The sequence below is a fragment of the Flavobacterium sp. genome (assembly GCF_025352015.1).
Classification (GTDB): Bacteria; Bacteroidota; Bacteroidia; order Flavobacteriales; family Flavobacteriaceae; genus Flavobacterium.
The window spans coordinates 1-13,572 of record NZ_JANXUG010000048.1; the positions used below are offsets into that span (position 1 = coordinate 1).

Genomic DNA, 13,572 nt, shown 5'->3' on the forward strand with positions numbered 1-13,572 from the left:
TAATGGTAGAGCTGAAGCCTTCCAAGCTTATGACGAGGGTTCGATTCCCTTCACCCGCTCCAATTTGACTGACTGCTGTTTAATTTAGCGGTCGGAATTCGAAGCAAGTAATAAAGTAAGCAAGGTTGGCAGAGTTTGTAAAATCGCATCGTAAGATCGATTCGTAAAATTGATTCGCTGCATAGAATCGCCGTACTGACTTGCAGGTGCATAGTTGAAAAACTGAGGTGCTGAGTCATACAACAATAACAGGCTCTTGTAGCTCAGTGGTAGAGCACTCCCTTGGTAAGGGAGAGGCCACGTGTTCAATCCACGTCAAGAGCACCAAAGAATAATCAGCGCATGTGGTTGGGATGGTTATAGGTTTCGTAGGTAATTTTATATCTGTTTTGTATCTGTTTGGTATCTTGTTTGTTTTATTTAATCAAAGTTTGACGATCAGGCGTGTGCCTAGACGTTTACATAAAAATCGTTAGGAGTCAAAAATGGCAAAAAGTAAGTTTGAACGGACCAAGCCACACGTCAACGTAGGAACAATTGGCCACGTTGATCATGGTAAGACAACCTTAACAGCAGCAATCACTAAAGTATTATCTGATGCAGGTTACTGTCAAGCGAAATCATTTGATCAAATCGATAACGCTCCAGAAGAAAAAGAGAGAGGTATCACAATTAATACTTCACACGTAGAGTATGAAACGGCTAACCGTCACTATGCACACGTTGACTGTCCAGGTCACGCTGATTACGTGAAAAACATGGTTACAGGAGCCGCTCAAATGGATGGTGCTATATTAGTAGTTGCTGCCACTGATGGACCAATGCCACAAACACGTGAGCACATACTTCTAGGTCGTCAGGTAGGAATTCCAAGAATTGTTGTATTCATGAATAAAGTGGATATGGTTGATGATGCAGAATTATTAGAATTAGTTGAAATGGAAATTAGAGATTTATTATCTTTCTATGATTATGATGGAGATAATAGCCCTGTTGTTCAAGGTTCAGCACTTGGTGGGTTGAATAATGATCCAGCTTGGACGCCAAAAATACTTGAATTGATGGCTGCTGTTGATAGCTGGATTGAAGAGCCAGTTCGTGACATTGCTAAACCATTTTTGATGCCAGTTGAAGATGTATTTACAATTACAGGTCGTGGAACTGTTGCTACAGGTCGAATTGAAACAGGTATCTGTAACACAGGTGATCCAGTTGAAATTATTGGTATGGGAGCCGAAAAATTAACTTCTACAGTAACTGGTATCGAAATGTTCCGTCAAATATTGGATAGAGGTGAGGCTGGAGATAATGCAGGTATCTTGTTAAGAGGTGTTGCTAAAGAAGACATCAAAAGAGGAATGGTTATTTGTAAACCAGGTTCCGTAAAACCACATGCAAAATTTAAAGCTGAAGTTTATATCTTGAAAAAAGAAGAAGGTGGTCGTCACACACCATTCCACAATAACTATCGTCCTCAATTTTATGTTCGTACTACTGATGTAACCGGAGTTATTACTTTACCTACAGGAGTAGAAATGGTTATGCCCGGAGATAACTTAACTATTGATGTTGCTTTGTTAAGCGCAATTGCCTTGAACATTGGTTTACGTTTTGCAATCCGTGAAGGTGGTAGAACTGTAGGTGCTGGTCAAGTAACTGAAATTTTAGATTAGTTTTAATCTATTTTAATAAATTATCCAGCAGAGAACCTTTAGGTTGCTCTGCTGGTTTTTAATAATAATCAACGGGCGTAGTTCAAGGGTAGAATAGCGGTCTCCAAAACCGTTGATGGGGGTTCGAATCCCTCCGCCCGTGCAAAAAAAAAAAAAACAATGACAAAAGTTGTTAATTATATATCAGAAGCATTTGAAGAATTAAAAACAAATGTTACTTGGCCAGAATGGGCTGAAGTGCAACGTTTAACTATTATTGTTGCCGTTTTTTCAGTTGTTTTTGCTTTGTTGACATGGGGTGTCGATGAGCTATTTGCAAAATCAATCGCTGGGTTTTTTAATTGGTTGAAATCATAATTTTTTTCAAATGGCAGATAATAATGTGAAGAAATGGTATGTAGTTAGAGCTGTAAGTGGACAAGAAAACAAGGTCAAAGCTTACATCGAAACAGAAATCAATAGATTAGGAATGTCTGATTACGTTTCTCAAGTGCTTGTCCCAACTGAAAAAGTTGTTCAAGTAAGAGACGGAAAAAAAATTGCGAAAGATAAAGTATATTTTCCTGGATATGTAATGATTGAAGCTAATTTAATTGGTGAAATACCACATATTATCAAATCTATTACTAGTGTAATTGGATTTTTGGGAGAGGTAAAAGGGGGAGACCCTGTTCCGTTAAGAATGTCAGAAGTTAATAGAATGCTTGGAAAAGTTGACGAATTAGCTGTTAATGTTGATAACCAAAATATACCATACATAATTGGTGAAACCATAAAAGTTGTAGATGGTCCTTTTAATGGTTTCAATGGAACTATTGAGAAAATAAATGAAGATAAACGTAAGCTAGAAGTAATGGTTAAGATTTTCGGTAGAAAAACACCATTAGAGTTAGCTTTTATGCAAGTTGAAAAAGTATAATTCGTTACACTATTATAAATCGCAAACGTCTGCTTCCACAGACCGCTGCAAATTTTTTTTAAAACAATGGCTAAAGAGATTAGTAAAGTAGTTAAACTACAAGTTAAGGGAGGTGCTGCGAACCCGTCGCCACCGGTTGGACCTGCTCTGGGGGCTGCTGGTGTTAATATCATGGAATTCTGTAAGCAGTTCAATGCTAGAACCCAAGATCAACCTGGCAAAGTGTTACCGGTACAAATTACCGTGTACAAAGACAAATCGTTTGATTTTGTTGTAAAAACTCCACCTGCCGCAATTCAATTATTGGATGCTGCTAAATTGAAATCTGGTTCTGGCGAGCCTAACAGAAAAAAAGTTGCTAAAGTAACTTGGGATCAAATTAAAGGAATCGCCGAAGACAAGATGGTTGATTTAAATGCTTTCACAATTGAATCTGCAATGAGCATGATTGCTGGAACAGCTAGATCTATGGGTATAACTGTAACTGGGGATTCTCCTCTAAAATAAGGTAAGAAATGGCAAAATTGACAAAAAAACAAAAAGAGGCTGCTTCAAAAATTGAGAAAAACAAACTATATTCTTTAAAAGACGCCTCGTCTTTACTGAAAGTTGTTGCTTCTGCAAAATTTGACGAATCTGTAGATATTGCTGTTCGTTTAGGAGTTGATCCAAGAAAAGCAAATCAAATGGTAAGAGGTGTTGTCACACTTCCTCATGGAACTGGAAAAGATACTAAAGTACTAGCTTTAGTGACTCCGGATAAAGAAGCAGAAGCGAAAGCTGCTGGTGCTGACTATGTAGGATTGGATGATTACCTTCAAAAAATTAAAGATGGTTGGACAGATGTTGATGTAATTATCACGATGCCAGCAATAATGGGTAAATTGGGGCCTTTAGGACGTATATTAGGACCAAGAGGTTTAATGCCAAACCCTAAAACAGGAACAGTTACTATGGAAATTGGTAAAGCTGTTGCTGAAGTAAAAGCAGGTAAAATCGACTTTAAAGTTGACAAAACCGGTATCGTTCACGCAGGAATTGGAAGAATCTCTTTTGAATCTGACAAACTTGTAGATAACGCCCACGAAATCATTCAAACATTACTTAAATTAAAACCAACTGCAGCTAAAGGTACTTATATCAAGTCAATTCACTTGTCAAGTACTATGAGCCCAGCAATTGCTTTAGATCCTAAAGCGGTATAATTTATTTAGTTAAACAAATTTTATTATGACAAGAGAAGAAAAATCAATCGCAATAGAAGATTTAACTGCAAAGTTGGCGGATAGCAATATAATTTATATTGCTGATACTTCGGGGTTAAATGCTGAAACTACTTCCAACTTAAGGAGAGCTTGTTACAAAGCTGGAATCAAATTAGAGGTGGTGAAGAATACTTTGCTTGGAAAAGCAATGGAAGCTTCAGCTAATGAATATGGTGATTTAGCATCTGTTTTAAAAGGGAATTCTTCCATTTTTATTGCAGATATCGCTAACGCACCAGCAAAAATAATTAAGGATTTCAGAAAAAAATCAGATAAACCAGCTTTCAAAGGTGCTTACATCAATGGAGAAATTTACATTGGAGATAATCTTTTAGACAGTTTGGCTTCATTGAAATCAAAAGAAGAAGTTATTGGAGAAATCATCGGATTACTTCAATCGCCTGCTAAACGTGTTATTGCAGCATTATTAAACAATGCAGAGCAAAAAGGGGATACGGCAGAATAAATTTAGAGCAGATTTAAAAAATAATTATTAAAGAACATTTTAAACGATAGAAAAAATGGCAGATTTGAAACAATTCGCAGAACAATTAGTTAACATGACTGTAAAAGAAGTTAACGATTTAGCTACAATATTAAAAGATGAGTATGGTATTGAACCAGCAGCTGCAGCTGTAGTAGTTGCTGCCGGTGGTGGAGGTGCAGAAGCTGTTGAAGAACAAACTGAATTTACAGTAGTGCTTAAAGAAGCAGGTGCTTCTAAACTAGCGGTTGTAAAAGCGGTTAAAGAATTAACTGGTCTTGGTTTGAAAGAAGCTAAAGATCTTGTTGACGGTGCTCCATCTAACATAAAAGAAGGAGTTACAAAAGCAGAGGCTGAAGGTTTGAAAAAATCTTTAGAGGAAGCTGGAGCTGTTGTTGAATTAAAATAACAATACACCGGTTTTAGAACTAGGTTTAGGCCTTGGACAACCGTCCAAGGGTCTAAACCATTTTTCGTATAATAAAATTATATTTAGTTTTATTGTAAAATAGTTTAAAATACGGAAAAGTTTTTAATCAATACGAAGAAAAAAATGAACTAAATTTTCCTGGTTTATTTTTAAAGATGTATTAGTTATAAAAAGGAAAAGTATAAATTAAACAGTGTTTTACACACAAACAATTACTTTTTTAAATCAAAATTTTCTCCATTGATGATAACAAATCAGACTGAAAGATTGAATTTTGCCTCCACTAAAAATATTCCTCAATATCCGGATTTTCTGGATGTACAGGTAAAATCTTTTCAAGATTTCTTCCAATTGGAAACGAAATCAGACGAGAGAGGCAACGAAGGATTATACAACACCTTCATGGAAAACTTTCCAATTACTGATACAAGAAACCAATTTGTATTGGAATTCCTAGATTATTTTGTTGACCCACCCCGTTACACCATTCAAGAGTGTATCGAAAGAGGTTTAACATACAGCGTGCCATTAAAAGCGCGTCTAAAACTTTATTGTACTGATCCGGAACATGAGGATTTTGAAACAATTGTACAGGATGTTTATCTTGGAACAATTCCTTACATGACTCCAAGCGGAACCTTTGTAATCAATGGAGCTGAGCGTGTTGTAGTTTCTCAATTACACCGTTCACCCGGAGTTTTCTTTGGTCAATCTTTCCACGCAAATGGAACGAAGTTATATTCTGCAAGGGTAATTCCGTTCAAAGGTTCATGGATAGAATTCGCTACCGATATCAATAGCGTAATGTACGCATATATCGACAGAAAGAAAAAATTACCTGTAACCACTTTATTCCGTGCCATCGGGTTCGAAAGAGACAAGGACATCCTTGAGATTTTCGACCTTGCTGAAGAAATTAAAGTATCTAAAACAGGACTTAAAAAATATATCGGTAGAAAATTAGCTGCACGTGTATTGAATACATGGCATGAGGATTTCGTAGATGAAGACACTGGTGAAGTAGTTTCTATCGAACGTAACGAAATTATCCTTGATAGAGATACTGTTATCGATAAAGATAATGTTGAAGAAATCATTGATTCAAACGTTAAATCTATTTTGTTGCATAAGGAAGATGCTAATCAAGGCGATTATGCAATCATCCACAATACGTTACAAAAAGATCCAACAAACTCTGAAAAAGAAGCCGTTGAGCATATCTACAGACAATTGCGTAATGCAGAACCGCCTGATGAAGAAACTGCCCGTGGTATTATAGATAAATTGTTCTTCTCTGACCAACGTTACAATTTAGGTGAAGTAGGTCGTTACAGAATGAACAAAAAACTTGGTTTGGATATCCCAATGGAAAAGCAGGTGCTTACCAAAGAAGATATCATCACCATTGTAAAATACTTAATCGAATTAATCAATGCGAAAGCTGATATTGATGATATTGATCACTTATCAAACCGACGTGTTAGAACAGTTGGTGAACAATTGTCACAACAATTCGGTGTTGGTTTAGCACGTATGGCTCGTACTATTCGTGAGAGAATGAACGTTAGGGATAACGAGGTGTTTACACCAATCGATTTGATTAATGCTAAAACATTATCATCGGTTATCAACTCTTTCTTTGGCACGAACCAGTTATCTCAATTCATGGATCAAACGAATCCATTGGCTGAGATTACGCACAAAAGAAGATTATCAGCACTAGGACCAGGTGGACTTTCAAGAGAGAGAGCAGGTTTTGAGGTACGTGACGTTCACTACACGCATTACGGAAGACTTTGCCCAATTGAAACTCCAGAAGGACCAAATATTGGTTTGATTTCATCACTTGGTGTTTATGCTAAAGTAAACGGAATGGGATTCATCGAAACGCCTTATCGTAAAGTTACTAATGGTGTTGTCGATTTAACGTCAACTCCTGTATATTTGAGTGCAGAAGAAGAAGAAGGAAAAATGATTGCGCAAGCAAACATTGAAATGGATGCAAAAGGTAAAATTACTGCTGATAAAGTTATTGCCCGTGAAGAAGGCGATTTCCCAGTTGTTGATCCAAACCAAGTTCATTATACAGACGTTGCGCCTAATCAAATTGCATCGATTTCGGCTTCATTGATTCCTTTCTTGGAACATGATGATGCGAATAGAGCCTTGATGGGATCAAACATGATGCGTCAGGCTGTACCATTGTTGCGTCCTGAAGCACCGATTGTTGGAACCGGTCTTGAGCGTCAGGTTGCATCCGATTCAAGAGTATTGATTAATGCTGAAGGAAACGGAACTGTTGAGTACGTTGACGCCAACATGATTACTATTAAGTATGACAGAACGGAAGCGGAAAGAATGGTAAGTTTTGACCCGGATGAAAAATCATATAACCTTATTAAATTCAGAAAGACAAATCAAAGTACGTCTATCAACTTGAAACCAATAGTAAGAAAAGGTGACCGAGTAAAATTAGGTCAAGTACTTTGCGAAGGATATGCAACGCAAAACGGAGAGTTAGCTCTAGGAAGAAATCTAAAAGTAGCGTTTATGCCTTGGAAAGGGTATAACTTTGAGGATGCGATTGTGATTTCTGAAAAAGTAGTTCGTGATGATATTTTCACTTCTATCCATGTTGATGATTATTCGTTGGAAGTTAGAGATACTAAATTAGGTAACGAAGAGTTGACTAATGATATTCCGAACGTTTCAGAAGAAGCAACAAAAGATTTGGATGAAAATGGAATGATTAGAATTGGTGCCGAAGTAAAACCAGGCGATATCTTAATCGGAAAAATTACTCCAAAAGGGGAATCAGATCCAACTCCAGAAGAAAAACTTTTAAGAGCAATCTTCGGGGATAAAGCGGGTGATGTTAAAGATGCTTCATTAAAAGCTTCTCCATCGTTACACGGTGTAGTTTTGGATAAAAAATTATTCGCTAGAGCGGTAAAAGATAAAAAGAAACGTACCAAAGACAAAGATGATTTAACATCTTTGGAAATGGAATTCGAAACCAAATTTGTAGAATTAAAAGACAAATTGGTTGAAAAATTGTTCACTATTGTAAACGGAAAAACATCTCAAGGTGTAATGAATGATTTGGGTGAAGAAGTATTGCCAAAAGGTAAAAAATACACCCAAAAAATGTTATACGCTGTTGAAGATTTCGCTCACTTAACCAAAGGACAATGGGTTGCTGATGATGAGTCAAATAATTTAGTAAATGACTTAATTCACAACTATAAAATCAAATTAAATGATTTACAAGGTGCTTTAAGAAGAGAGAAATTCACCATCACTGTGGGAGATGAATTACCAGCCGGTATTTTGAAACTTGCTAAAGTTTACATTGCTAAAAAGCGTAAACTAAAAGTAGGTGATAAAATGGCGGGACGACACGGAAACAAAGGGATTGTAGCTCGTATCGTTCGTCATGAAGACATGCCATTTCTTGAAGACGGAACACCAGTTGATATCGTATTGAATCCACTTGGTGTACCATCACGTATGAACATTGGTCAGATTTATGAAACTGTTTTGGGTTGGGCAGGACAAAAATTAGGAAGAACCTACGCCACACCAATTTTTGACGGAGCAACATTAGATCAAATCAATGAAATAACTGATGAAGCTGGAATTCCACAATTCGGTCACACCTATTTGTATGACGGAGGTACTGGAGAACGTTTCCATCAAGCCGCAACTGTTGGAGTAATCTATATGTTAAAACTTGGACACATGGTTGATGATAAGATGCACGCACGTTCTATCGGGCCATACTCTCTTATTACGCAGCAACCATTGGGTGGTAAAGCTCAATTTGGAGGTCAACGTTTTGGAGAAATGGAGGTTTGGGCACTTGAGGCTTATGGAGCCTCAAGTACACTTAGAGAAATTTTGACTGTAAAATCAGATGATGTTATTGGTAGAGCTAAAACTTACGAAGCAATCGTTAAAGGAGAATCTATGCCAGAACCAGGATTGCCAGAATCATTCAATGTATTAATGCATGAATTAAAAGGCCTTGGATTAGATATCAGATTAGAAGAATAAAAAAAATAGTTGATGGTTGATGGTTGGTAGTTGAGGGAGACAATCCTAACACTAACAACCAACAACTGACAACCAACAACTTTAAAAGTTTACGACTATGATGAATAATAGAAATAATAACAGAGATATTAAAAACACAATCAAAAGATTTAATAGAATTTCAATTGGTTTAGCTTCTCCAGAATCTATCTTGGCAGAGTCAAGAGGAGAAGTTTTAAAACCTGAAACTATCAACTACAGAACGCACAAGCCAGAGCGTGATGGACTTTTCTGTGAACGAATCTTCGGTCCAGTAAAAGATTTTGAATGTGCCTGTGGAAAATACAAAAGAATCCGATATAAAGGAATCGTTTGCGACCGTTGTGGTGTCGAAGTAACAGAGAAAAAAGTACGCCGCGATAGAGTAGGACACATCAACTTGGTGGTGCCAATCGCACATATTTGGTATTTTCGTTCGTTGCCAAATAAAATCGGATACATTCTTGGCTTGCCTTCAAAAAAACTAGATATGATTATTTACTACGAACGATACGTAGTAATTCAGGCAGGTATTGCCACAAATTCCGAAGGTGAATCTTTGCAAAGATTAGATTTTTTAACAGAAGAAGAGTACTTAAATATTCTTGATGCTCTGCCACAAGACAATCAATATTTGGATGACTTTGATCCTAATAAATTTGTTGCCAAAATGGGAGCTGAATGTATTATGGATTTATTAGCAAGAACCGATTTGAATGCATTGTCATACGAATTGCGTCATGCTGCTAACAATGAAACCTCAAAACAAAGAAAAACAGAAGCTTTAAAAAGATTACAGGTTGTGGAGTCCTTCCGAGATTCAAACAAAAACCGTGAAAATCGTCCTGAATGGATGATTATGAAAGTAGTTCCTGTTATCCCGCCAGAATTGCGTCCGTTAGTGCCTCTTGATGGTGGTCGTTTTGCAACTTCCGATTTGAATGATCTGTACCGAAGAGTAATCATCCGTAACAATCGTTTGAAAAGATTGATGGAGATTAAAGCTCCGGAAGTAATCTTAAGAAATGAAAAACGTATGTTACAAGAATCAGTAGATTCACTATTTGATAACACGCGTAAAGCATCGGCAGTTAAAACAGAATCAAACAGACCATTGAAATCTTTATCAGATTCCTTAAAAGGTAAGCAAGGTCGTTTCCGTCAAAACTTATTAGGAAAACGTGTGGATTATTCTGCTCGTTCGGTAATTGTTGTTGGACCAGAAATGAAATTGTTCGAATGTGGTTTGCCAAAAGATATGGCTGCTGAACTATACAAACCATTCGTTATTCGTAAGTTAATCGAAAGAGGAATTGTTAAAACAGTTAAGTCTGCCAAGAAAATAATCGACAAAAAAGAGCCAGTAGTTTGGGATATCCTTGAAAATGTAATCAAAGGACATCCTGTAATGCTAAACCGTGCTCCTACTTTGCACAGACTTGGAATCCAAGCGTTCCAACCTAAACTTATTGAAGGAAAAGCAATTCAGTTGCACCCATTAGTATGTACGGCGTTCAACGCGGATTTTGATGGTGACCAGATGGCGGTTCACTTGCCACTTGGACCAGAGGCAATCCTTGAGTGCCAGTTACTGATGCTTGCTTCGCACAATATTTTGAACCCTGCGAATGGCGCGCCTATTACGGTTCCATCGCAAGACATGGTTTTGGGTCTTTACTATATGACTAAAGAAAGATTATCAACTCCTGAACATAAAATTTTGGGAGAAGGTTTAACATTTTATTCTGCTGAAGAGTGTAACATAGCTCTAAACGAAGGTAGAGTCGAATTGAATGCACGTGTAAAAGTACGTGCAAAGGATTTTAATGAAAATGGAGAATTGGTATACAAAATCATTCAAACAACAGCAGGCAGAGTACTTTTTAACGAAGTAGTACCACAAGCAGCGGGTTATATCAATGAAGTATTGACTAAAAAATCTTTACGTGATATTATCGGAAAAATCCTTGCAGTAACAGATGTTCCTACAACTGCGGCTTTTCTTGATGAAATGAAAGATATGGGATACAAATTTGCTTTTAAAGGAGGTTTGTCATTCTCGTTAGGAGATATTAGAATTCCTGAACAAAAAACACAATTGATTGCAGATGCTCGAATTCAGGTTGAAGGTATTTCTGTGAATTATAACATGGGATTAATTACTAACAACGAACGGTATAACCAAGTTATTGATATTTGGACATCTGCCAATGCTCAATTAACAGAATTAGCCATGAAAAACATTAGAGAAGACCAACAAGGTTTCAACTCGGTGTACATGATGCTTGACTCTGGAGCAAGGGGTTCAAAAGAGCAAATTCGTCAGTTAACGGGAATGCGTGGTTTGATGGCAAAACCAAAAAAATCAACAGCTGGCGGTGGAGAAATTATTGAAAATCCAATTCTTTCTTACTTTAAAGAAGGACTATCTATTTTAGAATACTTCATCTCGACGCACGGTGCACGTAAAGGATTAGCAGATACCGCTTTGAAAACGGCTGATGCCGGTTACTTAACTCGAAGATTGCATGACGTTTCTCAAGACGTAATTGTAAACTCTGTAGATTGCGGAACTTTAAGAGGAATTGATGTTTCTGCCTTAAAGAAAAACGAAGAAATCGTTGAAACTTTAGGAGAAAGAATATTAGGACGTGTTGCATTGCAAGATGTGATTAATCCATTAAATAATGAAGTTTTAATTCATTCTGGTGAGCAAATTACCGAAGCCATAGTAAAAACTATCGAAGAATCTCCTCTTGAAAGAGTTGACGTTCGTTCTCCTTTAACATGTGAAGCTAAAAAAGGTATTTGTGCAAAATGTTACGGAAGAAATTTAGCTACTGGAAAAATGACCCAAAAAGGAGAAGCCGTTGGTGTTATCGCTGCGCAATCTATTGGAGAACCAGGAACACAGCTTACATTACGTACTTTCCACGTTGGTGGAGTTGCGGGTGGCGTTTCAGAAGAATCAACTATTGTAGCAAGATTTGGAGGGAAACTTGAAATCGAAGATTTAAAAACGGTTGTTGGAGAAGATGCAGATGGAAACAAAGTAGACATTGTAGTTTCTCGTTCAACAGAATTAAAATTAGTAGATGTTAAAACAGGTATCTTATTGAGCACACACAACATACCTTATGGTTCTGTAATTAGTGTAAAAGATCGAGATATTGTATCTAAAGGAGCTATTATTTGTAAATGGGATCCTTACAACGGTGTAATTGTTTCTGAATTTACTGGAAAAATTGCTTATGAGGATTTAGAACAAGGACAATCTTTCCAAGTTGAAATTGACGAGCAAACTGGTTTTCAGGAAAAAGTAATTTCGGAAGGAAGAAATAAAAAATTAATTCCAACCTTATTGGTTTACGGTAAAGACGGAGAATTAATCCGTTCATATAATTTACCAGTTGGAGCGCACCTTATGGTTGAAGATGGCGAGAAAATTAAAGCAGGTAAAATCCTTGTAAAAATTCCACGTCGTTCTTCAAAAGCCGGTGATATTACTGGAGGTTTACCAAGAATTACCGAGTTGTTAGAAGCTCGTAATCCTTCAAATCCAGCAGTAGTTTCAGAAATTGACGGTGTAGTTTCTTTTGGAAAAATCAAAAGAGGTAACCGTGAAATTATAATCGAATCCAAATTTGGTGAAATTAAGAAATACCTAGTAAAATTATCAAGTCAAATCTTGGTTCAAGAGAATGACTTCGTAAAAGCAGGAGTACCTTTATCAGACGGAGCTATTACACCTGAGGATATTTTAAGAATTCAAGGACCATCGGCTGTTCAACAGTATTTGGTAAACGAAATTCAAGAGGTTTACCGTTTACAAGGCGTGAAAATCAACGACAAACACTTTGAAGTTGTTATCCGTCAAATGATGCGTAAAGTAAGAGTAGAAGATCCGGGCGATACTTTATTCCTTGAAGAGCAATTAATTCATACTGCTGATTTCTTGGTAGAAAATGATAAATTGTATGGAATGAAAGTCGTTGAAGAAGCTGGAGATTCGGAAGTATTGAAACCTGGACAAATTGTTTCTCCTCGTGAATTGCGTGACGAAAACTCGCTGTTGAAACGAAATGATAAAAATATGGTTGTAGCACGCGATGTTATAACAGCTACTGCTACTCCAGTATTACAAGGTATTACTAGAGCATCTTTACAAACTAAATCATTCATCTCTGCCGCGTCGTTCCAAGAAACAACAAAAGTGTTAAACGAAGCAGCAGTTGCTGGTAAAGTAGATACATTAGAAGGTCTGAAAGAAAATGTTATTGTTGGACATAGAATCCCAGCAGGAACAGGTATGCGCGATTACGATCATACTATTGTAGGCTCAAAAGAAGACTATAACGAGATTATGGCAAGTAAAGAAGAATATATCTATTAATTATGAGCGATATTAATCAACAACAAGGACAAATCAATATTGAACTGGATGAGAAAACTGCCGAAGGAATTTATTCTAATTTGGCTATTATCAATCATTCTGCTTCAGAGTTTGTTATTGATTTTGTAACTATTATGCCAGGTGTGCCCAAGGCAAAAGTCAAATCAAGAATAGTTTTAACGCCTCAACATGCCAAACGTTTTTTGAAAGCATTGGGCGAAAACATTCACCGATTTGAACAAGTTAATGGTGAAATTAAAGACACAGAACAACCACAAATCCCGTTGAATTTTGGTCCAGCCGGTCAAGCTTAATTAATTTTAAATCTTAAAAA

General features: G+C 36.8%; 10 protein-coding genes and 2 tRNA genes. All 12 read left to right on the plus strand.

Annotation, left to right across the window (positions count from 1 at the left end; all coding sequences use genetic code 11):
* Positions 1–252: 252 nt before the first annotated feature.
* The 12 genes from Q0Q96_RS05020 to Q0Q96_RS05075 all read left to right on the plus strand — a co-directional run bounded on the left by Q0Q96_RS05020 (position 253) and on the right by Q0Q96_RS05075 (position 13,552).
* Positions 253–327 (plus strand) — tRNA-Thr (locus Q0Q96_RS05020).
* Positions 328–485: 158 nt separating this feature from the next.
* On the plus strand, positions 486–1,673 hold the full coding sequence (gene tuf, locus Q0Q96_RS05025) for an elongation factor Tu (protein WP_293872141.1): 1,188 nt from the start codon (positions 486–488) through the stop codon (positions 1,671–1,673).
* A gap of 71 nt (positions 1,674–1,744) precedes the next feature.
* Positions 1,745–1,815 (plus strand) — tRNA-Trp (locus Q0Q96_RS05030).
* Positions 1,816–1,832: 17 nt separating this feature from the next.
* On the plus strand, positions 1,833–2,030 hold the full coding sequence (secE, locus tag Q0Q96_RS05035; RefSeq protein ID WP_293872142.1) for a preprotein translocase subunit SecE: 198 nt from the start codon (positions 1,833–1,835) through the stop codon (positions 2,028–2,030).
* A 10-nt stretch (positions 2,031–2,040) separates the two neighbouring features.
* Positions 2,041–2,592, plus strand: coding sequence for a transcription termination/antitermination protein NusG (gene nusG / locus Q0Q96_RS05040; protein ID WP_293872143.1), 552 nt, complete (start codon positions 2,041–2,043; stop codon positions 2,590–2,592).
* A 66-nt stretch (positions 2,593–2,658) separates the two neighbouring features.
* On the plus strand, positions 2,659–3,099 hold the full coding sequence (gene rplK, locus Q0Q96_RS05045) for a 50S ribosomal protein L11 (protein ID WP_293872144.1): 441 nt from the start codon (positions 2,659–2,661) through the stop codon (positions 3,097–3,099).
* 8 nt (positions 3,100–3,107) lie between these two features.
* Positions 3,108–3,797: a 50S ribosomal protein L1 gene (rplA, locus tag Q0Q96_RS05050; protein WP_293872145.1), complete on the plus strand. Its 690-nt coding sequence runs from the start codon at positions 3,108–3,110 to the stop codon at positions 3,795–3,797.
* Positions 3,798–3,822: 25 nt separating this feature from the next.
* A complete protein-coding gene (rplJ, locus tag Q0Q96_RS05055; RefSeq protein ID WP_293872146.1) occupies positions 3,823–4,323 on the plus strand; it encodes a 50S ribosomal protein L10 in 501 nt (166 codons plus the stop codon).
* A gap of 55 nt (positions 4,324–4,378) precedes the next feature.
* Complete coding sequence (rplL, locus tag Q0Q96_RS05060) at positions 4,379–4,750, plus strand: 50S ribosomal protein L7/L12 (protein WP_293872147.1); 372 nt, start codon at positions 4,379–4,381, stop codon at positions 4,748–4,750.
* Positions 4,751–5,014: 264 nt separating this feature from the next.
* Complete coding sequence (gene rpoB, locus Q0Q96_RS05065; RefSeq protein ID WP_293872148.1) at positions 5,015–8,827, plus strand: DNA-directed RNA polymerase subunit beta; 3,813 nt, start codon at positions 5,015–5,017, stop codon at positions 8,825–8,827.
* A gap of 97 nt (positions 8,828–8,924) precedes the next feature.
* Entirely contained in the window at positions 8,925–13,238 is a 4,314-nt protein-coding gene (gene rpoC, locus Q0Q96_RS05070; protein ID WP_293872149.1) for a DNA-directed RNA polymerase subunit beta', read from the plus strand.
* 2 nt (positions 13,239–13,240) lie between these two features.
* Positions 13,241–13,552, plus strand: a complete 312-nt coding sequence (locus tag Q0Q96_RS05075; RefSeq protein ID WP_293872150.1) for a DUF3467 domain-containing protein — start codon at positions 13,241–13,243, stop codon at positions 13,550–13,552.
* Positions 13,553–13,572: the final 20 nt, after the last annotated feature.